Annotated in this window: 25 protein-coding genes; 9 read left to right on the plus strand and 16 right to left on the minus strand. The window is 70.6% G+C overall.

The features are described 5' to 3' along the window. Positions 1 to 58 precede the first annotated feature (58 nt). Together EV683_RS10160 and ubiA are read left to right on the plus strand one after the other, a co-directional pair. Positions 59 to 592, plus strand: a complete 534-nt coding sequence (locus EV683_RS10160) for a chorismate--pyruvate lyase family protein (RefSeq protein ID WP_279432280.1) — start codon at positions 59 to 61, stop codon at positions 590 to 592. Beyond that, entirely contained in the window at positions 589 to 1,473 is an 885-nt protein-coding gene (gene ubiA / locus EV683_RS10165) for a 4-hydroxybenzoate octaprenyltransferase (protein ID WP_131862706.1), read from the plus strand. The genes EV683_RS10160 and ubiA overlap by 4 nt, the downstream gene beginning before the upstream one ends. A gap of 79 nt (positions 1,474 to 1,552) precedes the next feature. On the opposite strand, the gene EV683_RS10170 is transcribed toward ubiA, so the two are convergent. From EV683_RS10170 to hda, 5 genes are all read right to left on the minus strand, one after another. Continuing rightward, complete coding sequence (locus EV683_RS10170; protein WP_131862707.1) at positions 1,553 to 1,978, minus strand: hypothetical protein; 426 nt, start codon at positions 1,976 to 1,978, stop codon at positions 1,553 to 1,555. After that, the gene (locus EV683_RS10175) at positions 1,975 to 2,904 is read right to left on the minus strand and encodes a Nudix family hydrolase (RefSeq protein WP_131862708.1); all 930 of its coding nucleotides are present in this window, start codon (positions 2,902 to 2,904) and stop codon (positions 1,975 to 1,977) included. Before EV683_RS10175 ends, EV683_RS10170 begins: the two co-directional genes overlap by 4 nt. Then, on the minus strand, positions 2,901 to 3,788 hold the full coding sequence (locus tag EV683_RS10180; protein ID WP_131862709.1) for an ATP-binding protein: 888 nt from the start codon (positions 3,786 to 3,788) through the stop codon (positions 2,901 to 2,903). The genes EV683_RS10175 and EV683_RS10180 overlap by 4 nt, the downstream gene beginning before the upstream one ends. Positions 3,789 to 3,886: 98 nt before the next feature. Then, positions 3,887 to 4,555, minus strand: a complete 669-nt coding sequence (locus EV683_RS10185; RefSeq protein WP_131862710.1) for a histidinol-phosphatase — start codon at positions 4,553 to 4,555, stop codon at positions 3,887 to 3,889. After that, on the minus strand, positions 4,552 to 5,226 hold the full coding sequence (hda, locus tag EV683_RS10190) for a DnaA regulatory inactivator Hda (RefSeq protein WP_066613369.1): 675 nt from the start codon (positions 5,224 to 5,226) through the stop codon (positions 4,552 to 4,554). The genes EV683_RS10185 and hda overlap by 4 nt, the downstream gene beginning before the upstream one ends. 208 nt (positions 5,227 to 5,434) lie before the next feature. On the opposite strand from hda, the gene purM reads away from it, so the two are divergent. The 6 genes from purM (at position 5,435) to EV683_RS10220 (ending at position 10,649) form a co-directional block, all read left to right on the plus strand. Further along, positions 5,435 to 6,472 (plus strand): phosphoribosylformylglycinamidine cyclo-ligase, encoded by a 1,038-nt coding sequence (gene purM, locus EV683_RS10195; protein ID WP_131862711.1) that lies wholly within the window; start codon positions 5,435 to 5,437, stop codon positions 6,470 to 6,472. A gap of 117 nt (positions 6,473 to 6,589) precedes the next feature. Next, a complete protein-coding gene (purN, locus tag EV683_RS10200; protein WP_066613373.1) occupies positions 6,590 to 7,222 on the plus strand; it encodes a phosphoribosylglycinamide formyltransferase in 633 nt (210 codons plus the stop codon). A gap of 10 nt (positions 7,223 to 7,232) precedes the next feature. Beyond that, the gene (locus EV683_RS10205) at positions 7,233 to 8,282 is read left to right on the plus strand and encodes a DUF3108 domain-containing protein (RefSeq protein ID WP_131862712.1); all 1,050 of its coding nucleotides are present in this window, start codon (positions 7,233 to 7,235) and stop codon (positions 8,280 to 8,282) included. Positions 8,283 to 8,288: 6 nt separating this feature from the next. Continuing rightward, entirely contained in the window at positions 8,289 to 9,542 is a 1,254-nt protein-coding gene (locus EV683_RS10210) for an RsmB/NOP family class I SAM-dependent RNA methyltransferase (RefSeq protein WP_131862713.1), read from the plus strand. 104 nt (positions 9,543 to 9,646) lie between these two features. After that, positions 9,647 to 9,967: a Grx4 family monothiol glutaredoxin gene (grxD, locus tag EV683_RS10215; RefSeq protein ID WP_131862714.1), complete on the plus strand. Its 321-nt coding sequence runs from the start codon at positions 9,647 to 9,649 to the stop codon at positions 9,965 to 9,967. Between the two features lie 127 nt (positions 9,968 to 10,094). Further along, complete coding sequence (locus EV683_RS10220) at positions 10,095 to 10,649, plus strand: hydrolase (RefSeq protein ID WP_131862715.1); 555 nt, start codon at positions 10,095 to 10,097, stop codon at positions 10,647 to 10,649. A gap of 79 nt (positions 10,650 to 10,728) precedes the next feature. Here EV683_RS10220 and EV683_RS10225 read toward each other — a convergent pair whose 3' ends face one another. The 3 genes from EV683_RS10225 to EV683_RS10235 are packed head-to-tail and all read right to left on the minus strand — an operon-like array spanning position 10,729 to position 13,698. Beyond that, positions 10,729 to 11,427 carry an ABC transporter ATP-binding protein gene (locus EV683_RS10225; RefSeq protein WP_066613389.1) on the minus strand — a complete coding sequence of 233 codons (699 nt, stop codon included), beginning with the start codon at positions 11,425 to 11,427 and terminating at the stop codon, positions 10,729 to 10,731. After that, the gene (locus EV683_RS10230; RefSeq protein ID WP_066613391.1) at positions 11,420 to 12,640 is read right to left on the minus strand and encodes an ABC transporter permease; all 1,221 of its coding nucleotides are present in this window, start codon (positions 12,638 to 12,640) and stop codon (positions 11,420 to 11,422) included. The genes EV683_RS10225 and EV683_RS10230 overlap by 8 nt, the downstream gene beginning before the upstream one ends. Continuing rightward, entirely contained in the window at positions 12,637 to 13,698 is a 1,062-nt protein-coding gene (locus tag EV683_RS10235) for an efflux RND transporter periplasmic adaptor subunit (RefSeq protein WP_165916818.1), read from the minus strand. Before EV683_RS10235 ends, EV683_RS10230 begins: the two co-directional genes overlap by 4 nt. 56 nt (positions 13,699 to 13,754) lie before the next feature. Here EV683_RS10235 and EV683_RS10240 point away from each other — a divergent pair, with 56 nt between their 5' ends. Beyond that, positions 13,755 to 14,075 carry a DUF2322 family protein gene (locus tag EV683_RS10240; protein ID WP_066613401.1) on the plus strand — a complete coding sequence of 107 codons (321 nt, stop codon included), beginning with the start codon at positions 13,755 to 13,757 and terminating at the stop codon, positions 14,073 to 14,075. 83 nt (positions 14,076 to 14,158) lie between these two features. On the opposite strand, the gene EV683_RS10245 is transcribed toward EV683_RS10240, so the two are convergent. From EV683_RS10245 to EV683_RS10280, 8 genes are all read right to left on the minus strand, one after another. After that, the gene (locus EV683_RS10245; RefSeq protein WP_131862717.1) at positions 14,159 to 15,544 is read right to left on the minus strand and encodes a DEAD/DEAH box helicase; all 1,386 of its coding nucleotides are present in this window, start codon (positions 15,542 to 15,544) and stop codon (positions 14,159 to 14,161) included. 85 nt (positions 15,545 to 15,629) lie between these two features. Continuing rightward, on the minus strand, positions 15,630 to 16,550 hold the full coding sequence (locus EV683_RS10250; RefSeq protein WP_066613407.1) for a CobD/CbiB family protein: 921 nt from the start codon (positions 16,548 to 16,550) through the stop codon (positions 15,630 to 15,632). Between the two features lie 131 nt (positions 16,551 to 16,681). Beyond that, complete coding sequence (locus EV683_RS10255) at positions 16,682 to 17,149, minus strand: flagella synthesis protein FlgN (RefSeq protein WP_131862718.1); 468 nt, start codon at positions 17,147 to 17,149, stop codon at positions 16,682 to 16,684. A 64-nt stretch (positions 17,150 to 17,213) separates the two neighbouring features. Next, positions 17,214 to 17,498 (minus strand): flagellar biosynthesis anti-sigma factor FlgM, encoded by a 285-nt coding sequence (flgM, locus tag EV683_RS10260; RefSeq protein WP_066613412.1) that lies wholly within the window; start codon positions 17,496 to 17,498, stop codon positions 17,214 to 17,216. A gap of 68 nt (positions 17,499 to 17,566) precedes the next feature. Next, complete coding sequence (gene flgA, locus EV683_RS10265; RefSeq protein ID WP_165916819.1) at positions 17,567 to 18,244, minus strand: flagellar basal body P-ring formation chaperone FlgA; 678 nt, start codon at positions 18,242 to 18,244, stop codon at positions 17,567 to 17,569. Between the two features lie 94 nt (positions 18,245 to 18,338). Continuing rightward, positions 18,339 to 19,751 carry a threonine synthase gene (gene thrC / locus EV683_RS10270; RefSeq protein ID WP_131862720.1) on the minus strand — a complete coding sequence of 471 codons (1,413 nt, stop codon included), beginning with the start codon at positions 19,749 to 19,751 and terminating at the stop codon, positions 18,339 to 18,341. A 6-nt stretch (positions 19,752 to 19,757) separates the two neighbouring features. After that, positions 19,758 to 20,090, minus strand: a complete 333-nt coding sequence (locus EV683_RS10275) for a hypothetical protein (RefSeq protein WP_066613418.1) — start codon at positions 20,088 to 20,090, stop codon at positions 19,758 to 19,760. Next, positions 20,083 to 21,393 (minus strand): homoserine dehydrogenase, encoded by a 1,311-nt coding sequence (locus EV683_RS10280; protein WP_066613421.1) that lies wholly within the window; start codon positions 21,391 to 21,393, stop codon positions 20,083 to 20,085. Before EV683_RS10280 ends, EV683_RS10275 begins: the two co-directional genes overlap by 8 nt. Positions 21,394 to 21,476 lie beyond the last annotated feature (83 nt).

Raw genomic sequence — 21,476 nt, forward strand, 5'->3', positions numbered from 1 at the left:
ATAACCTTAGGGCAAAGCCGTGGGACAGCGCCCCGGCGGCTTTGGCATAATGCGCGCCATGAATCCGTCCACCTTTTGGGGCGATGCGCCCCCGGCCGTCCCGGCGGCCGTGTTGCCGTACCTGACCGAGGCCGGCTCGCTGACCGAGCGGCTGCTCGCCACCGGCCACCGCTTCGACGTCGTCGTGCGCTTCCAGGGCAGCGCGCCGCTGTTCGACGAGGAGAGCGCCGCGTTCGCGCTGCCCCGGGGCAGCATCGGCACCGTGCGCGAAGTCGTGCTGACGCTCGACGACACGCCGGTGGTGGTCGCGCGCAGCGCCGCCCGCCTCGGCTGCCCGGTGTGGAAGAGCGTGCTGACGCGCGGCACGCGCTCGCTCGGCCTCACGCTGTTCGGCGAGCTGCCGGCGCTCGCGCGCGCGCCGCTGCGCTACGCCGAGCTCGACGCGCGCCACCCGTTCTACCCGGCCGTCGTGCGCCAGGCGCGCCACGCCGCGCCGCGCTACCCGGCACGCCGCTCGCGCTTCACGATGCAAGGCGAATCGCTGCTCCTGTGCGAAGCCTTCCTGCCCGCCCTCGCCGACTTCCTGCCATGACTCCGACCGCCACCTTCGACCTTCGCGAACGCCTCGCCGTCTACGCGCAGCTGATGCGCATCGACAAGCCGATCGGCACGCTGCTGCTCTTGTGGCCGACCTGGTGGGGGCTGTGGCTGGCCGCCGGCGGCTGGCCGGGCTGGACGCTGTTCCTGATCTTCACCGCCGGCACCTTCCTGATGCGCTCGGCCGGCTGCGTGGTCAACGACTACGCCGACCGCGACTTCGACGGCGCGGTCGAACGCACCAAGAACCGTCCGTTCGCGCGCGGCGCGGTGACGAAGAAGGAGGCGCTGCTGCTGGCCGCCGGCCTGACGCTCGCCGCGCTGCTACTGATCCTGCCGCTCAACGCGCTGACGCTGCTGTTGAGCCTGCCGGCGGCCTTCCTCGCCGCCAGCTACCCGTTCACCAAGCGCTTCTTCCCGATCCCGCAGGCCTACCTCGGCATCGCGTTCGCCTTCGGCATCCCGATGGCCTTCGCCGCGATCCAGAACCACGTGCCCTTCGTCGCCTGGCTGACGCTCGTCGCCAGCGCGTTCTGGACCGTCGCCTACGATACCGCCTACGCGATGGTCGACAAGCCGGACGACCTCAAGCTCGGCACGATCAAGACCTCGGCGATCACCTTCGGCGACTACGACGTCGCCGCGGTGATGGCCTGCCAGGCGGTCTTCCTCGCGCTGATGGGCGTGGTCGGCCACGTCGCCGGTCTCGCCTGGCCCTACTACGCCGGCCTCGCCGCCGCCGCCGCCCTGGCGCTGTCGCAGTACCCGGCCGTCGCCAGCCGCGACCGCGCGCGCTGCTTCAAGGCCTTCCTCGACAACAACCGCGTAGGCGCCGCGATCTTCGCCGGCATCGCGCTGTCCAGCCTGGTCGGCTGAGCCGCCGCCCCCACCGTCAACAGGCTCGGCCAACCTTATCGAGGTTGGCCGAGCCTGTTCGCATCGCGCCCCTTCCTCCCTACTGCGTCCTAAACGGCACCGTGTAGCGCCGTCCTCCGGCCTCGAGCGTCATCAGCCAGTCGCGCGCGCCGGTCGCGCACACCGGCAGCGTCACCGTCGCGCGCCAGCCGCCGCCGTCGGCGACGAAGCGGTAGCGGTTGAAGCCCATGTCCATCGCCGGCATCGCGAACTCGGCGCTCGGCGGCTCGCCCGGCACGCCGTCGACGCGGATCTCGAACGGCGCCTCCTGGCGCGGCGGACGCGTGAACAGCAGCCGGCCGCCGCCGGGCAGCTCGCAGCCCTGCTGCGGCACGCAGTTGAGCGGCTCGGCCGCGACCGCGTCGCCGTCCTTCTGCCAGTACCAGCTGATCAGCAGGAACTTGAGCGCCGCGACGACGAGCAGCCCGACGCCGATCGCGCCCCATTTCAGTTGCGTGCGCGTCATCGCCACGCCCCCCGCATCAGCGCGACGCCCTGCGCGCCGTGTGCGAACGCGTCCGGCAAATCGGCCGCCGCGAGGCCGCCCAATGCGTACACCGGCAGCGGGCAGCCGTCGGCGAGCCGGCATTCGAAGCCGTCCCAGCCGAGCGGCGCGGCGCCCGGGTGCGTCGGCGTCGCCTTGACGTGGCCGAGCAAGAGGTAGTCGACGCCGAGCGCCTCGGCCTTCGCCTTGGATTCGGCGCCGTGGATCGACGCGCCGACCCACGCGAAGTCGGGGCGGCTGTCCGCCGCCATCAGCCGCGCCTCGGAAAGGTGCACGCCGTCGACCGGCAGCCCGGCAAGCCAGGCCGGATCGGCGTTGACGAACACCCGGCCGCCGGCCGGGCGCACCCGCGCGGCGACCTCGACGACGAAGCGCGCCAGCGCCTCGCGCGTGTAGCCCGGTTCGCGCACCAGCACCGCCGCCGGCGGGGCCTCGGCCAACCGTTTGAGAATGACTTCCTCGCCGACCTCGTGCGCGCAGCTGATCGGCAGCAGCGGCGGCAGCTCGAGCGCCTTCAGGATCGGCCCGTTGGCCGGCAGCATCGGACCGACGGTCAGTGCGCCCGGCGTCTGCCACGCGATGGTCTGCCCCTCGCGCATCTCGAATTCGCCCGTCCAGCGCCACACGCGGTAAAAGCGCAACCGCACGGTGGCGTGCTCGTAGACGTGCACCTTGGTCAGCCACGGCGTGGCTTCCTCGACGTCGATGCCGAGCTCCTCGTGGAACTCGCGTTTGAGCGCCGCGAACGGCGCCTCGCCCGGCTCGATCTTGCCGCCCGGGAATTCCCAGTAGCCGGCGTAGGGCTTGCCTTCGGGCCGGCTGCCCAAGAGGAAACGGCCGTCCTTGTCGATCAGCGTGCCGGCGACCACCTCGACGATCCGGCTCATGCCTCGGCCCCGGGGATCAAGGGCTTGCGCTCCGCCTCGTCGCGGCCGGCCCAGTCGCGCGCGAACTGGTAGGCGACGCGGCCGCTGCGGGCGCCGCGCGTCAGCGCCCACTGCAGCGCGGCGCGCTCGGCGCCCTCGTCCATCGCGAGGCCGTAGTGCGCGAGCCAGGCGGCGACCGCGTCGAGGTAGGCACCCTGGTCGAAGGGGTAGAAGGTCAGCCACAGGCCGAAGCGGTCGGACAGCGACACCTTCTCCTCGATCGCCTCGCCCGGGTGGATCTCGCCGTCGACGTTTTGCGACGCGAGGTTCTCGCTCATCTTCTCGGGCAACAGGTGGCGGCGGTTGGAGGTCGCCATCACCAGCAGGTTGTCGCACTGCGCGGCGATGCCGCCGTCGAGCGCGGTCTTCAGCGCCTTGTACGCGTCCTCGCCGTCCTCGAACGACAAGTCGTCGCAGAACAGGATGAAGCGCTCGGGTCGCTCGCGCACCGCGTCGACGATCAGCGGCAGGTCGACCAGATGCCCCTTGTCGACCTCGATCAGCCTGAGGCCCTCGCCGGCGAACTCGGCCAGCAGCGCCTTCACCAGCGACGACTTGCCGGTGCCGCGCGAGCCGGTGAGGAGCACGTTGTTGTACGGCCGGCCGGCGAGGAACTGGCGCGTGTTGCGGATCAGCTCGCGCTTCGGATGGTCGACGCGCGTCAGCGACGACAAGCGGATGGTGTGCGGCGAACGCACCGCCTCCAGCCAGCCGGCCAGGCCCTGGCGGCGCCAGCGGAAGGCGTGCGCCGACCAGTCGGGCTCCGGCACCGCCGGCGGCAGCAAGGGCTCGAGGCGCGCCAGCAACTGCTCGGCGCGGCTCAGGAAGGCTTCGAGTTTGTCCATCAGGGTAGAACTCCGCGACGGGGCCGGACAGCTACAGCGCCGGCCCCGCGAAGGGGTACAGGACGGACGGCGCGGCGGCCGCCCGGCACCGGAAGGGATCAGTCGCGCAGCGTGATCACCGGCCAGCCGCGCTCTTCTGCGGTCGCGCGCAGCACCTCGTCCGGGTCGACCGCCACCGGGTGGGTGACCTTCTCCAGCAGAGGCAGGTCGTTGCGCGAATCGCTGTAGAAGAACACCTTGTCGTAAGACGCGAGGCTCTCGCCGCGCTCGGCCAACCACGCTTCCAGCCGCGTGATCTTGCCGGACTGGAAGCTCGGCACGCCGGTCGGACGGCCGGTGAAGTTGCCGTTCCCGTCTTCTTCGAGCTCGACCGCGATCAGGTGCTCGACGCCCAGTTCGCGGGCAATCGGGCCGGTGACGAAGCGGTTGGTCGCGGTGATGATCATCACCACGTCGCCGTCGGCCTTGTGCGCGGCCAGCAAGTCGCGCGCCTTTTGCGGGATGATCGGCTTGATGTGCTCTTCCATGTACTGCGCGTGCAGCGCGTCCAGGCGCGCGCGGTCGAAGCGCGCCAGGGGCGTCAGCGCGAATTCGAGGAATTCGTGGATGTCGAGCGTACCGGCCTTGTACTGCTCGTAGAAGGCGTCGTTGCGCGCGTGGTAGACGTCGGCGTCCAGTAGGCCCTGCTTGATCAGGAAACGCGGCCATTCCACGTCGGAATCGCCGGCGATCAGGGTGTTGTCGAGGTCGAAAAGCGCAAGGTTCATGATGGGCTCGAAGTGGTTTGCAGGATATTCTTCACCAGCGGCACGGTGATCGGACGCCGCAGCGCCAGCGAATAGCGGTCGAGCAGGTCGATCATGTCGACCAGGCTCGCCAGGTCGCGCCGCCAGTGGGTCAGCAGGTAACGGAACACGTCGTCGGGGATCGCCAGCTGGCGGCTCTCGGCGTGGCGCGCGAGCGCGGCGAGCTTGTCGTCGTCCGACAGCGGCTTGACCTCGAACACTAGCCCCCAGCCGATGCGGGTGCGCAAGTCGTCGCGCAGCGCCAGCGCCATCGGCGGCCGGCGGCCGGCCATCAGGAGCCGCCCTTCGCCGGCTTCCTTGAGCGAGTTGTAGATCGAGAACAGCGTGATCTGGTCGTCCGGGTGCAGCTCGTCGACGTGGTCGACGGCGATGAAACTGGCCTCGCGCGCGAACTCGGGCAGCCGGTCGACACGCGCGTCGAGGTAGATCGACGCGCGCCCCAGCGCCTCGGCGTGCGCGATCCACGCCTGCAGCAGGTGGCTCTTGCCGCTGCCCGGCTCGCCCCACAGGTACAAAAAGCGCTCGGCTTGCGGGTCGATGAGGGCGGTCACCACCTCGCGGTTGCGCTCGGCGACGAAGCTGTCGAAGGCGGGCAGGGGTTCGGGCGTGAGATTGAGAACGAGTTGATCCATCCGGACGGCGGGCGATGCAAGGCTTCTGTCGAGAACGCCATTCTACGCGCAAGGGCAATTCGGCGAAACCGCGCGCGCCACGCGCACGCGGGGTTTCCCGGCTACTCGGGGAAACCCCGTCCCATTAAAATACAGGCACTTGGCGACCGGGACGCTCCCGTGCCGTCGCCGCGCGTTTCCACCCCGATCGCTCTTTGCGGAGTCCACCTTGAGCACGCAAACCCTCAGTTACCGCGATGCCGGCGTCGATATCGACGCGGGCGACGCGCTCGTCGAAAACATCAAACCGTTCGCCAAACGCACCATGCGCCCCGAAGTCCTCGGCGGCCTCGGCGGCTTCGGCGCGCTGGTGGAAATCAGCAAGAAATACAAGGAGCCGGTGCTGGTCTCCGGCACCGACGGCGTCGGCACCAAGCTGAAACTCGCCTTCGACTGGAACCGTCACGACACCGTCGGCATCGACCTCGTCGCGATGAGCGTCAACGACATCCTGGTGCAGGGCGCCGAACCGCTGTTCTTCCTCGACTACTTCGCCTGCGGCAAGCTCGACGTCCCGCAGGCGACCGAGGTGATCCGCGGCATCGCCGCCGGCTGCGAGCAGGCCGGCTGCGCGCTGATCGGCGGCGAAACCGCCGAGATGCCGGGCATGTACCCGGTCGGCGAATACGACCTGGCGGGCTTCGCCGTCGGCGTGGTCGAGAAGAGCCAGGTCATCACCGGCCGCGACATTGTGCCGGGCGACGTGGTGCTGGGCCTGGCGTCCAACGGCGCGCACTCGAACGGCTACAGCCTGGTGCGCAAGGTGATCGAGCTGGCCAAGCCCGACCTCGACGCGCCGTTCGACGGCGAGACGACGCTGCGCGAGGCGGTGATCGCGCCGACCCGCATCTACGTCAAGCCGCTGCTGTCGCTGATGGCCGAGCTGCCGGTCAAGGGCATGGCCCACATCACCGGCGGCGGCATCACCGAGAACGTGCCGCGCGTGCTGCCGGACAACGTCGTCGCGCAGATCGACAAGTCGGCGTGGACCTTCCCGAAACTGTTCCAGTGGCTTATGGCCGCCGGCAACGTCGAGTTCGCCGAGATGGTGCGCACCTTCAACTGCGGCGTCGGCATGGTGGTGATCGTCGCCGCCGAACACGCCGAGGCCGCCGCCGCCAAGCTGTCCGCCGCCGGCGAGACCGTGTACCGCCTGGGCCAGATCCGCGCCCGCGACGGCGAGGAACACCAGACGCAAGTCGCGTAAAGCGCGCCCGCGTCGCCCCTCTTGCGCTGTTCGCCCTCGCGGCGGCAGCGCTTTTCGTTTATAAGGGCGGGGCAAGACCTCGCGTCGTCCCCGTCCAACGCATCGCCCGCATCGACCATGAAAAACATCGTCATCCTGATTTCCGGCCGCGGCTCCAATATGCAGGCCATCGTCAACGCCCGGATCCCGGGCGCGCGCATCGCCGCCGTCGTCAGCAACCGCCCGGACGCGGCCGGCCTCGCGTGGGCGGCCGAACGCGGCATCGAGACCGCCGTGCTCGACCACAAGCGCTTCGACTCGCGCGACGCGTTCGACACCGCGCTGATCGAGACGATCGACCGCTACCAGCCCGACCTCGTCGTGCTGGCCGGCTTCATGCGCATCCTGACCGCCGGCTTCACCGGCCACTACGCCGGCCGGCTGATCAACATCCACCCGTCGCTGTTGCCGGCCTTCCCCGGCCTGCACACCCACCGACGCGCGATCGACGAGGGCTGCCTGATCGCCGGCTGCACCGTGCACCTGGTGACCGCCGAGCTCGACCACGGCCCGATCCTCGCGCAGGGCGTGGTGCGCGTGCTGCCCGGCGACAGCGAAGACGCGCTCGCCGCGCGCGTGCTGACGCTCGAACACGTGCTCTACCCGCGCGTGGTGTCGTGGTTCGCCGCCGGCCGCGTCGCGGTCGGCGCCGACGGCTCGGCCGACCTGTCCGCCGTCGACGCGGCCGAGCGCCTGCTGGTCGCCGACTGACACCGTCGCCATGCGCCGCCTGCGCCTCTTCGTCCTCGCGTTCGCCGTCTCGCTCGCCGTCCACGCGCTGCTGCTGGGCGGCGGCGACTGGCTGCCCGACATCGCGCTGCCGACGCCGCCCGAGCGGCTCGCGCCGATCACCGCGACGCTGGCGGCGCAGCGGCTGGACGAAACGCCGGCGGCGCCCTCCCCGCCCGGGGCCTTACCCGCCGCCGGCCCGGCCGAGCCCGCACCGGCCCGCCCAGCGCGGGCGGCGGCGAAACGCGACGCCTCCACCGCCGGAGACGCTGCGGCCCGGCACGAGGCGTCGGCCCCGGTTGCGGTGCGCCAGACGCCGCAACACGAAGCGGTCGGCGCCGCGCCGGCCGACGCCGACCCGCCGCGAACGGCCACCACCGGCCAGAACCTAGTCGAGCCCGGACGCTTTCCCTCGCAAATCGCCGTGCGTTATCGCGTGTATTACGGCAGACTGTCGACCGGCGGCAACGTCCGCTGGCAGGCTGAGGCTGGCCGTTACCGCCTCGACGCCTACCTGAGCACCTTCATCGGCCCCGACCTCCACTACCGTTCCGAGGGCCGGATAGGCGCCCAGGGCCTCGTGCCCGAACGCTACCAGGCCTGGCGCGACAGCGACGAACGCGAGAGCGCGACCTTCGACTGGGACGCCGGCCGCCTCGTCTACGGCGACCGCGACAAGGAAAAGCAGGACGCGCCCCTCGCCGGCGGCGCGCAGGACCTGCTGAGCATGGCCTGGCAACTGGCCGTCACCGGCGGCGCCGACCTCGGCGACACCGTGCAGCTCACCAACGGCCGCAAGGTCTACCGCTACCCGCTCCGGCTCGCCGGCCAGACGCGCTACCCGGACGAGAACGGCCTGACCGTGCTGGTGGTGCAAAGCCGGCACGAAGACGAACTGACCGAATTCTGGCTGGCGCCCGAGCTCAACAACCTGCCGGTCAAGATCGTGCGCATCGACAAGAACAAACGCATCGAGCAGCACGCCACGCGAATCGACATCAACGGCAAGTCCGTCTGGGACCTGCCGGCCAAGAACGACTGAAGACCCATGAGCCTCAAACCGACGCAACTGAAACACCTGGCCGAAGTGATCACGCGGCTGACCGCCTTCGACCGCCCGGCCGACGCCGTCCTGTCGGCCTACTTCCGCGAGAACGCCAAACTCGGCGCGCAGGACCGCCACCTGATCGCCGAGACCGCCTTCGCCTGCCTGCGCCGCTACGCACAGATGAGCGCGCTGTGCGGCCCGCACCCGACGGCGCGCAAGCTCGCGCTGGCGACGCTGACCCGCGTGCGCGGCATGAACCTGCGCGAACTCGAAGAGGCGCTGTCCAAGGGCGAGCGCGAGTGGGTGATCGAACTGAAGGGCAAAACGCCCGAGCTCGACCTCGCCGGCCAGACCGAACTGCCGGCCTGGGTGATCGAGCGCCTCGGCATCGACGACGAGGCCGAGATCCGCGCGCTCGCGCGCGGCCTGATGGAGTCGGCGCCGCTCGACTTGCGCGTCAACACGCTGAAGATGAAGCGCGACGCGGTGCTCGAGAGTCTCAAGGCCGGCGGCTTCGACGCCGGGCCGACGCCGTACTCGCCGCTCGGCATCCGCATGAAGGGCAAGCCGGCGCTGAACCGCCACCCGCTGTTCCTCGAGGGAGCGTTCGAGATCCAGGACGAGGGCAGCCAGTTGCTCGGCCTGATCACCGGCGCGCGCCGCGGCGAGATGGTGGTCGACTTCTGCGCCGGCGCCGGCGGCAAGACGCTGCTGCTGGGCGCGCAGATGGCCAGCACCGGCCGCCTGTACGCCTTCGACGTGTCGGAAAAGCGCCTGGCCAACCTCAAGCCGCGTCTGGCGCGCTCGGGGCTGTCGAACGTGCACCCGCAGCTGATCGCGCACGAGAACGACGCACGCATCAAGCGCCTCGCGGGCAAGGCCGACCGCGTGCTGGTCGACGCGCCGTGCTCCGGCCTCGGCACGCTGCGCCGCAACCCGGACCTCAAGTTCCGCCAGAGCCCCGAGAGCGTCGCGCGCCTGAACGCGATGCAAAAGAACATCCTCGAGAGCGCCGCACGGCTGGTGAAGGTCGGCGGCCGCCTCGTCTACGCGACCTGCAGCGTGCTGCCGCTGGAGAACCGCGACGTGGTGAACGCCTTCCTCGCCGCGCATCCCGAGTTCGAGCTGGTGCCGATGAGCGCGCTGTTGGCCGAGCACAAGGTCGCGCTCGACACCGGCGACTTCCTCGAAATGGCGCCGCACAAGCACGACACCGACGGCTTCTTCGCCGCCGCGCTGACGCGCAAGGGCTGAGCGCAGCGCCGGCGCGCGGCGTGGATTTGACCGGCCCGCCGCGCGCGCCCTAAAATAACCCATTGAAACAGTCAAGTATTCAACCTTCCGTTAAAGGGTTCCCGATGAGCGTGCAGGACACCATCCGCCAAACCGTCACCGACAATCCGGTGGTTTTGTTCATGAAGGGCTCGGCCCAGTTTCCGCAGTGCGGCTTCTCGGCGCGTGCGGTGCAGATCCTGGCCGCCTGTGGCCGCGAGGACTTCGTCACCGTCGACGTGCTGGCCGACCCGGAGATCCGCCAGGGCATCAAGGATTACTCGAACTGGCCGACCATTCCGCAGCTGTACGTGAACGGCGAGTTCATCGGCGGCTCGGACATCATGTTCGAGATGTTCCAGTCCGGCGAACTGCAGACGCTGCTCGGCCAACCGCAGCAGCAATAAGGCCGCGGCGCCATCCGGGCGCCTACGCATTCGCACCGGCGGCGGTGGGCGAATACAATCGACGTATTCGCCGGCCGCCGCCGGTTTACCGTTTCCCGCCCCGGGCGATCTCGATGGAGTCATGCCGATGTTGATGGAACTGGAACGCGCCTCGCTGTTGGTGATCGACGTTCAGGAAAAACTGGTGCCGGCCGTGTTCGACGCCGACGGTCTGGTCGCGCGCGCGCGCTGGCTGGTCGAGGTCGCCGCCGAACTCGGGCTCGCGACGGTGTTTTCCGAGCAGTACCCGAAGGGCCTCGGCCACACGCTGCCGGCGCTGCTCGACGCCGCGCCGGGCGCGACCGTGGTCGACAAGCGGCACTTCTCCTGCGTCGCGGCCGACTGCCTGCCGGCCAGCCTGCTCGAGCGCGAGCAGATCATCGTGTGCGGCATGGAAACGCATGTGTGCGTGCTGCAGACGGTGCTCGAGCTGCGCCGCGCCGGCAAGAAGGACGTTTTCGTGGTCGCCGACGCGGTCGCCAGCCGCTCGCGCGAGAACCACGAGCTGGGCCTGGCGCGCATGCGCGACGCCGGCGCGCACATCGTGTCGCGCGAGATGGTGCTGTTCGAGCTGCTGCGCTCGTCCGGCCACGAGCGCTTCCGCCACCTGAGCCAGACCTACCTGACCGGCGAGCAGCCCTAAACCGCGCCCCGCCTTGCCGCGAAAACGCCTCGGCCAACCCTTGATGGGTTGGCCGAGGCGTTTTCGCGTCGCGCCCCCCTCAGCCGACGAGCGCCGGCGACGGCGCGATGCGGCCGTCGACCAGATTCACCCTGCGCGGGCAGTCTTGCGCCAGCCGCTCGTCGTGAGTGACGACCAGGAAGGTGACGCCCTGTTCGCGGTTGATGTCGTGCATCAGCGCGAACACCTCGGCGGCGGTCTGCGTGTCGAGGTTACCGGTCGGCTCGTCGGCCAGCACCAGCCGCGGCCGGTTCGCCAGCGCGCGCACGATCGCGACGCGCTGCTGCTGGCCGCCCGACAGCTGCACCGGCCGCTTGCCGGCATGCTCGGCCAGGCCGACGCGCTCGAGCAAAGCCAGCGCGTGCTCGCGTGCGCCCGCGGGCAGCCGCCCCGTGCCGGCGAACACCGGCATCAGCACGTTCTCGAGCGCGGAAAAGGCCGGCAAGAGGTGGTGGAACTGGAACACGAAGCCGAGGTAGCGGTTGCGCAGCCGCGTGCGCGCGTCGTCGTCGAGCGCCTCGGCGCGTTCGCCGGCGATGGTCAGCGCGCCGTCGTTCGGCGGCTCCAACAGGCCCATGATGTTCAGCAGCGTCGACTTGCCCGAGCCGGACGGCCCGGCGAGGCTGACGAACTCGCCCTCGTGCAGGACGAGGTCGACGCCGTGCAGCACCTCGACCCACGGCGCCTCGCCGCCGCCGTAGCCCTTGCGCACGCCCTCGAGCCGGATCACCTCAGCCATGGCGGATCGCCTCGACCGGGTCGAGCCGCGCGGCGCGCCACGCCGGCGCGAACGCCGACAGCACGCCGACCGCGCTGGCGACGCCGGCGGTGACGTAGAACAGTCCGGGCGTGATCACGACCGGGAACAGCGGGCTGCCATCCGGCGTGATCGCGATGCGCGAGAGGCCGACCGCCATCGCCGCGCCGAGCGCGGTGCCCAGCAAGGAGCCGACGCCGCCGACCAGCGCGCCCTGCAGCAGGAAGATCGCGCGGATACGCGAGGCCGGCGCGCCCATCGCGCGCAGGATGCCGATCTCGCGCTGCTTTTGGACCACCGACACCACCAGCACGCTGGCGATGCCGAGCGCGACGGCGAAGGTGACGAAGACGCGGATCATCATGCTCGACGCGCTCTGGCTCCTGAGCGCGACCACCAGTTGCGCGTTGTTGTCCTGCCAGCTGTCGGCGTCCAGCCCGGTCAGCGCGCGCGCGCGCGCCTTGAGCGCGTCGGCCTCGAACAGGTTGTCGGCGCGGAAGTACAGCTCGGTGACCTCGAGCCGGTAGCCCAGCAGGCTCTGCGCGGCGCGCAGCGGCAGCAGCGTCCAGCGCCGGTTCAGGTCGCGCAGACCGAAGTCGAGCACCGCGCCGACGGTGAAGGTCTGCGCCGCGCCGGTCGCCGACAGCAGCCGCAGCCGCGAGCCCGGCGCCAGCCCGAGCTCGCGCGCCAGCTCGCTGCCTATCATCACCGTGCCGGTCGGCAGCGCGATCGCGCCGGCCTTCAGCTTGGGCGCCAAGGGCACGATGCGCGCGTAGTCGTCGAGCTCGACGCCGATCAGCGACACCGACTTGTTGATCCCGCCGCGCGTCGCGAAGCCCGGCCCGGACGCGATCGCCGCGCCGGACGCGATGCCCGGCAGCGCGCGCACCGCGTCGAGCCGCTGCTGCCAGTCGTCTATCGTGTTCTCGCGCTGCGTGCGTTTCTCGACCTCGGCCCGCACCGCGCCGCCGGCCGGCGGCGCGATGAGCCGACGGTTCTCGTCCTCGCGCGGCTTGAGCACCAGGTGGGCCTGCGTCGACAGCGTCTTGTCGATGATGTTGGCCTGCAGGCCGGCGACCACCGCGGTAATGTAGACCACCACCGCGACGCCGATCGTCACGCCGGCGAGGATCAGCGCGGTCTGGAAGCGCCCCTCGCGCATCAGCCGGAAGGCGACGGTGACGACGAAGCTCACGGCGACACCTCGCGCGCACGCGCGCCGGGCGCGAGCCCGGGCGGCGCGACGACGACCCGCTCGCCGCCCGACAAGCCGTGCCGGATCTCGACGCGGCCGTCGCGCGGCGTATCGGCGTCGACGCGGCGAAAGACCAGCCGGCGCCCGTTAAGCAGCAGCACGCCGGCGGCGCCGTCGTGGCGGACGAGCGCGCCGGCCGGCAGCAGCAGCGCGCGCGCGCGGCGCGCGACGACGAGCTCGGCCGACACCGTCATACCCGACTTGAGCCAGGCCGGCGGCGCGCGCGGCACGAGCGCCACCTCGACCGTGCCGCGGTCGCGGTCGACCTGGGCGGCGACGCGCGCGACGGTCGCGTCGAACGGCGCGTCCGGGTAGGCGTCGGCGGCGACGCGCGCCGCCTGGCCGGGCGCGAGCCGCGCGAGGTGGCGCTCGTCGACGTCGAGGCGGATCTCGGGCGCGCCGGCGGCGACGAAGGCGAGCACGCCGCGCCCGGCGGCGACCACGTCGCCGACGTCGACGTCGCGGCGCACCAGCACGCCGTCGTCGGGCGCGCGCAGCGTCAGCTGGCCGCGCCGGCTGCGACTGGCGGACAACTGCGCGAGCGCGGCGTCGGCCTGGCGCCGCGCCTGCTCGGCGCGCAGACCCTCGGCGTCGAGCGCCGCGCGGCTGACGAAACCCTGCGCGAACAGCTCGCGCTGCCGCGCCAGCTGCCGTTCGGCCTCGGCGCGCGCCGCGCGCGCCGCGGCAAGGTTGGCCGAGGCCTGCGCCTCGGCGGCGGCCGCCTCCTCCGATTCGAGCCGCAGCAGCACGTCGCCGCGCGCGACCGCCCTCCCCTCGGCGACCGGCGTCGCGGTCACGCGCGCCGTCTGCGTCGGCCCGAGCAACGTCTCGGCCGGCGCGCGCACGCGGCCGCTCGATACCACCGTTTCGAGCAGCGGCGCGAAACGCGCGACCTCGACCGTCACCGCCGTGCCGCGCCACCACCACGCCCACGCCAAAACGCCGCCCACGGCGGCGGCGAAGAGCAACAGCAAGCGGCGGGAAAAAATGCGTCGCATCGGGACGGTTCGCGTTAGCATGCGGGGTTTGTCATCAACCACAAGGAAACGACGTCATGGCCCTTTTTCAAGACGTGCTGGCCACCTTGCCGGCCTGCGATCACCTCGAGGCGCTGGAACTGCGGGACGCGAACGGCGAACTCGTCGCGCGCCTGGCGAACCAGCCGGGTACCGCCGGTTCGGTCCGCGTCTACCACGCGCTGTTCCAGACTTTCGGCGCGATCGACGCCGCCGCCGCCGCGCGCGGCATCGAGCTTTATGCCGAGCACAGCGACGACGCGCGCGCGCATCCGGGCAAGCATCCGAACATCGACCGCCTGTTCGCGATCGTCGCCGGCGCGCCGGCGCTGTCCGTCGCCCTGATTCAGCGTAGCTGAGGCGGCCGGGCTCGGCCAACGCCACACCGGCCGCAAAAAAACGGGCAAGCGCAAGCTTGCCCGTTTTTCGTGTCACGCCCCGCTCAGCGGCCGCCGCCGCGCGGCGCCTCGACCTTGTAGCGCGGCGGCAAGAGCAGCGCCGGGATCTCGCGGCGGCGCGCACCGGGGCGGGCGAGCGCGCGGCGCGGCGCCGCCGGCTCGGACAGCGCCGCGCTCGCGGCGGCGCCGTTACCACGCTGTGCGCCCTGGCCGCGCGGTGCCGCCGCTGCGGCAGGCGCGGGCTGGCGCGGCGCCGGCTCGGCGGCCTTGGCCGGACGCGGCATCCACGACGGCCAGAAGCCGTCGACCGGCTCGGGCTTGAGCGTCTGGCGCGTCAGCTTCTCGATCGCGTCGAGCTGCTTGCCCTCGTCCTCGCCCATCAGCGAGATCGCGACGCCCGACGCGCCGGCGCGGCCGGTGCGGCCGATGCGGTGCACGTAGTCCTCGGGCGAGTTCGGCAGCTCGTAGTTGACGACGAAGGGCAGCTCGGAGATGTCGAGGCCGCGCGCGGCAACGTCGGTGGCGACCAGCACGCGCAAGTCGCCCGACTTGAACGCCGCCAGCGTCTCCAGCCGCGCGCCCTGCGCCTTGTCGCCGTGGATCGCCTCGACCGACAGACCGTCGCGCTTGAGGTCGCGCGCCAGCGTATCGACGCTCTGCTTGGTCTTGCAGAACACGATCACCTGGCTCATCTGGCGCGTCTTGATCAGGTGCGACAGCAGGTAGCGCTTGCGATTGGCGTCGACCGCGTACACATGCTGCTCGACCTGCTCGTTGGTCTGGTTCTGGCGCGCGACCTGCACCAGCTCCGGCGAGTGCATGAAGTCCTCGGCCAACTTCTTGATCTCGGGCGCGAAGGTGGCCGAGAACAGCAGCGTCTGACGGTTTTTCGGCAGCAGGCCGAGGATCTTGCGGATGTCGTTGATGAAGCCCATGTCGAGCATGCGGTCGGCTTCGTCGAGCACCAGCATTTCCACGCGGTTCAGGTGGATGGTCTTCTGCTGCACATGGTCGAGCAGGCGGCCCGGCGTCGCGACGACGATCTCGACGCCGCGGCGCAGCGCCTCGGTCTGCGGGTCCATGTTGACGCCGCCGAACACGACGACGTGCCGCAGCGGCAGGTACTTGGTATAGGCGGCGACGTTGACCGCGATCTGGTCGGCCAGCTCGCGCGTCGGCGACAGGATCAGCGCGCGCACCGGGTGCATCGCCGGCGAGGCGCTCGAATTGGCGAATTTCTTCAGCCGCTCGAGGATAGGCAGCATGAAGGCGGCGGTCTTGCCGGTACCGGTCTGGGCGGCGGCCAAGAGGTCGCGCCCGGTCAGCACCTTGGGGATGGCAGCGGCCTGGATCGGCGTCGGCTGCGAATAGCCCAGCTCCTCGATCGCCCGCTGGATCTCGGGCGCCAGGCCTAGCTCGGCAAAGGACATGTCGGACTCCTGACAACAAAGCCGGGTGCGCCTTCCGTCATCCGGACGACGCACCCGTGCAGTTCATTCAATCAATGGCAGCGGCTCAACCCAGTTGCTGGGCGAGGCTCAGAAGGAAGATCGCCGCCAGCCACAGCAGCACCGTGCGCCACACCAGGCCGACTGCGCTCTTCAGGTAGTTCGGGTCGGCCTCGTCGCCGACGCCGAGTTCGGGGCGGAACTTGACCGTGTAGTCCTGGCGCAGCGGGTCGCCGAGCTTGACGCCGAGCGCGCCGGCCGCCGAGGCGAGCAGGATGCCGTTGGCGTAGTTGCCCCAGGTGCGGGCCTGCGAGCGCCAGCAGTACACCGCGTCCTCGAAGTCGCCCATCACCGCGAAGCTCGCCGCGGTCAGCCGTACCGGCAGCCAGTCGAGCCAGCCGAGCGCGCGGCCGGCGAAGCGGCCGAAACGGTCCTCGTCCTGCAGCCGCTCGCCCCACTTGTGCCCCAGCATCAGCGCGAGGCGATAGAGCACCGCGCCGACCGGGCCGGGCAACAACACGAACCAGAACATGGTGCCGAACACGTGGCGGTAGCTGTCGACCACGCCCTGCTCGATCGCCAGCCGCGAAATCTCGCCGACCGACAGCTCGGCGGTCGGCTGGCCGGTCCACTGCGCGAGCGTCTGGCGCGCGTCGAGGTCGCGCCCCTCGGCCAGCGCCTGCGAGATTTCGGAGAACGCGCTCGAGAAGTGGCGGAAGCCCATCGTCAGATAGAGCACCAGCACGTTCCACGCGAAGGCCAAGATCGGGGTGAGGGCGTAGAGCGCCCAGTACACGCCGAGGGTGACGAGCACCGGCGGCAGCACGGCGACGAGCCACGCGACCACGCCGTGCCGGTTGGAGCCGGCGTTGAGCGTGCGTTCCAGGTGGTTGGCGTAGCGGATGAACAGGTGCCAGACGCGGTTGCGGTTGCCCAGCGGACGCAACTGTTCGAGCGCCAGCGCCACGATCAGCGATAACAGGGTCATGGATGCTTAGGGTTCTTGTGTGGCCCGGGACCGAAGATACCACAAGGAGGACGCCGCGCCCACCGATGCGCCGCCGGCGCGGACGACGGCCGGCGCCGCTCGCCAGCGGCAACGCGCGCGCGAAGCGGTCTTCAGGCCGAGCCCAGGTGGCGGCCGCCGGACAGCACCGCGCCCTGGCTGCCGTCGCGGTGGTAGCTGACGGTGGCCGCCGCCGCGCTCTTGAGCACCGTCAGCGCCTCCTCGACCTGGTCGAGACGTTGGCCGAGCAGCCCGCCGTTGTGGGCGTTGAGCGCGCGCGCGCGCGCCAGCGCCAGCTCGAGCGCCTCCCAGGCCGCGAGCGCGTCGGGCCGCCCGGCGAGCCAGGCGTGCAGGCGCGCGGCGTCGCCAAGGCCGGCGGCGCGCATCGCGTCGGCGCGCGCGCGCGACGGCGCAGCCAGCGCGGCCAGCTGCGCGGCCTTGCGCTCGGACAGCGCGAGCAGCGCCTGCGCGTCGCGCCCGAGCAGCGCGCGCTGCTCGTCCTCCAGCGTCTGCGACAGCGCGGCCAGCAGGCCGGCCTCCTCGCGGCACAGCGCGGCGAAATGTTCGGCGGCGTCGTTCATCGGTGGCTTCCGTGGCAAGGACGCGCGCCCGCCACGGCGGCGGGCGCGCAAAGGGTGGGGACGGTCAGCGGCCCAGGAGTTCGCGGGCGCTGTCGATCAGCTTGTCGGCGATCGCGCCGGCGTCGATCTCGAAGCGGCCCTCGGCGATCGCCTGCTTGATCGCGTCGACCTTGGCCGCGTCGAAGCCCGGCTCGGCGCCGAGGCTACGCTCGATACGGCCTATCTTGCTCGCCAGCGGGTTGATCTCGACGCTGTCTTGCGCGGCGTCGGCCCTGACCGGCTCGCGCGGCGCGGACTTGGTCGGCCCGGTGTAGTTCGCCAGGGCCTTGCCCAGGGTGTCGATTTTCATGGCAAAACCTTATGCAGCAATTCCATGTCCTCATTATCGGCGCGAAACGGCGCAGCTTGAGCTTTTTCTCAAAACGGCAGCCTGACGCTGCCGTCCGCCTGTACCCGGCCGCGCACCTGACGGCCCGACGGCATGCGCACCGATACCTCGTCGCCGGCCGCCGCGTTGCCGAGCGCCTTGCCCTGCGCGCTGACGACGAAACCGTCGCTTTGCGCGCGCACCAGCACCGGCTGGTTGCTGCGCACGACGATGGGCGCGACGAGCATGAAGCGGCGCAGCCACGCGCCCTCGGGCAGACCGCTCTTGACCACCTGGCCGACCGCCGCCTCGGGGGCATCGAGCACCTGGCCGCCGAGCGCCGGATTCGGCAGCGGCGCGAGCTTCAGGTCGGCGGCGCTCAGCGTCTCGCCGGCCTGGATGCGCCGCGTCGTCACCACGCCGACGCGCGCCTCGCCGATCGAAACCGGGTAGCGCAGCTGCCAGCCGGCGGCGGCGCAGCCGACCTCGACGAAGGTGTTGCCGCTCTGCGCGGCGCCGGCCGGCCAGGACACCTGCGGCGCCGCGCAGGCCGGCAGCGCGAGGCGGCCCGCCGGCCGTCTGAGCTGGTAGCTCACGCCGCGCGGCGCGAGCTCGGCGTCGAGGAAGGCGCGCACCGGCGCGTCGAGCGCGGCCCAGCCGCCGCTGGCCAGGGCGGGGACGGCGAACGCGCAGGACAGCGTCGCCGCCAACAGTCGCGAAGTCTTCATGGCGTCCATTCTACGGCGCTTCGCCGCGCATGAAAAACGGCCGCCCGAAGGCGGCCGTCGGCGTCTGCCGGCCGAGCTTGGCCGAGCGGGACGATCAGGCGCTCAAGGCGCGCTCGATATAGGCCTTGACCTCGCCGACCGCGTTGGCGCCGAACTCGGTCACCTTCTGCGGCAGGTCTTCGATGCCGTCGAAACCGGCCGGACGCGGCGGCTGCTTGCCGAGCGCCTCGACGATGGTGTCGGCGAACTTGGCCGGCAGCGCGGTCTCGAGGCACACCACGATCTCGCCCGGCTGGCGCACGTCGCGCGCGACCTTGATGCCGTCGGCGGTGTGGGTGTCGACCACGACGCCGTCCTCGGCGTCGACCCGGCGGATGGTCGCCAGGCGGTCTTCGTGGCTGCTCTTGCCCGACACGAAGCCGAAGCGCTCGCGCACCTCGGCCAACTTCGCCGACAGGTCGAAGCCTTCGCCCGAGTCGACCTTGGCCCACAGCGCGCGCACCTGTTGCGGATCGCGGCCGACCAGGTCGAACACGAAGCGCTCGAAGTTGGACGCCTTGGAGATGTCCATCGACGGGCTGGAGGTGATGTAGGTCTCGCTGCTCGCGCGCGGACGGTAGACGCCGGTACGGAAGAACTCGTCGAGCACGTCGTTCTCGTTGGTGGCGACGATCAGGCGCTCGACCGGCAGACCCATCTGGCGCGCGATATGGCCGGCGCAGACGTTGCCGAAGTTGCCCGACGGCACGCAGAAGCTGACCTTCTGCTCGTTGCTGTCGGTGGCGTTGAAATAGCCCTTGAAGTAGTACACCACCTGGGCGACGACGCGCGCCCAGTTGATCGAGTTGACCGTGCCGATCTTGTACTTGGCCTTGAAGGCGTGGTCGTTCTGCACCGCCTTGACGATGTCCTGGCAGTCGTCGAACACGCCCTCGATCGCGAGGTTGTGGATGTTCGCGTCCATCAGGCTGTACATCTGCGCGCGCTGGAAGGCGCTCATCTTGCCGGCCGGCGACATCATGAACACGTTGACGTTGTGCTTGCCGCGCATCGCGTATTCGGCGGCGCTGCCGGTGTCGCCCGAGGTGGCGCCGACGATGTTGAGCTGCTCGCCTTTTTTATCCAGCACGTACTCGAACAGGTTGCCGAGCAACTGCATCGCCATGTCCTTGAACGCCAGCGTCGGGCCGTTGGACAGTTCGAGGATCACGAGGCCGTCGTTCAGGCGCTTGACCGGTGTGATGTCGGCCGAGCCGAACACCTCGGCGGTGTAGGTGCGCGAGACGATGTCGCGGAGGTCCGCCGCCGGGATGTCGTCGGCGAACAGGCTGATGATCTCGAAGGCCAGCTCGGCGTACGACAGGTCGCGCCAGGCGTCGAGCTGGGCTCGGCCAACCTTGGGGTAGCTTTCCGGCAGCGCGAGGCCGCCGTCGGGCGCGAGGCCCATCAGGATGGTGTCGGAGAACGGCAGCGGCGCGAGGCCGCCGCGGGTACTGATGTAGCGCATGATTCCTTACCGAAATTTGAAGCTGCAGGCGAGCGCCGCCCGCTCGAGGAGGCCCTTGAGGCGGGCGTCCTCCTTGACCTTGATCTCGCCGCCGATGATGCCGATCACATCCTCCTTGGACAGCGCGGCGCTGACGCGCTCGGCGGTACAGCCGCACACGCGCTGCGGGTTCGAACCGGTCAGCAACTTGCCCCAGCTCGAATCCTGCGCCTTGTTCACGCACAGCAGGGTCAGGCCCTTCTGCGTGATCTCGCGACCCTGCCCGGCCAACGGTTCGGCGGCGACGCCGCCGGCGAGGGCGACGAGCGCCGCGGCGGCGGCGATGAAGGCCTTAGCCATTGAGTTCTTCCATGCGGATGCGCACTACCTTGCCCGCCACCGACTCGAGCGCCTCGATCGCGGCGATCGCGGCGTCGACCTTTTTCTCCTCGACGCGGTGGGTCAGCAGCACGACCTCGGCCGGCGCGGCCGGATTCACGCCCTTCTGGATCACCGCCTCGATCGAGATGCCCTGCTCGGCCAACAGGCGGGTGATGTCGGCCAGGACCCCGGTGCGGTCGGCCGCCTCGATGCGCAGGTAGTAGCTGCTGACGACCTCGGCGATCGGCAGGATGGTCAGGTCCTGCAACTGGTCCGGCTGGAACGCCAGGTGCGGCACGCGGTGTTCCGGGTCGGCGGTCGCCAGGCGGGTCACGTCGACGATGTCGGCGACCACGGCCGACGCGGTCGGCAAGGCACCGGCGCCGGCGCCGTAGTACAGCGTCGGGCCGACGGCGTCGCCCTTGACCAGCACGGCGTTCATCACGCCGTTGACGTTGGCGATCAGGCGCCCTTCCGGGATCAGCGTCGGGTGCACGCGCAGCTCGACGCCCTTGTCGGTGCGGCGCGTCAGGCCCAAGAGCTTGACGCGGTAGCCCAGTTCCTCGGCGTACTTGATGTCGCGGCCGTCGAGCCGGCTGATGCCCTCGAGGTAGCACTTGTCGAACTGCATCGGGATGCCGAACGCGAGCGCGGCCATGATGGTCAGCTTGTGGCCGGCGTCGTGGCCCTCGACGTCGAAGGTCGGATCGGCTTCGGCGTAACCCAGGCGCTGCGCCTCCTTGAGCACGTCGGCGAAGTCGCTGCCCTGCTCGCGCATCTCGGTCAGGATGAAGTTCGAGGTGCCGTTGATGATGCCGGCGATCCACTCGATGTGGTTGGCCGACAGGCCCTCGCGCAGCGCCTTGATGATAGGGATGCCGCCGGCGACCGCCGCCTCGAAGGCGACGGTGACGCCCTTCTCCTGCGCCTTCGCGAAGATCTCGTTGCCGTGGATGGCCAAGAGCTTCTTGTTGGCGGTGACCACGTGCTTGCCGTGCTCGATCGCCTTGAGGACGACCTCCTTGGCGACGGTGTCGCCGCCGATCAGCTCGACCACGATGTCGACTTCCGGGTGGGTGGCGACGGCGAAGGCGTCGTCGACCAGCAGCACGTCGTCGCCGCACACCTCGCGCGCGCGCACGAGGTCGCGGTCGGCCGCCATGAACAGGCGGATCTCGCGGCCGGCGCGGCGGCTGATTTCCGCGGCGTTGCGTTTGAGCACGGTGGCGGTGCCGCCGCCGACGGTGCCCGCGCCAATCAGGCCAACATGGATCGGCTTCATCGAATTCTCCCTGGTTCGTCTAATGGTCTGGCAGTTCAAGACCGCCTGGCGAGCCGCTGCGCCTAGCGGCGGCTCGCCGGGCG

It is taken from the genome of Crenobacter luteus, from assembly GCF_004345725.1.
Lineage (GTDB): Bacteria > Pseudomonadota > Gammaproteobacteria > Burkholderiales > Chromobacteriaceae > Crenobacter > Crenobacter luteus.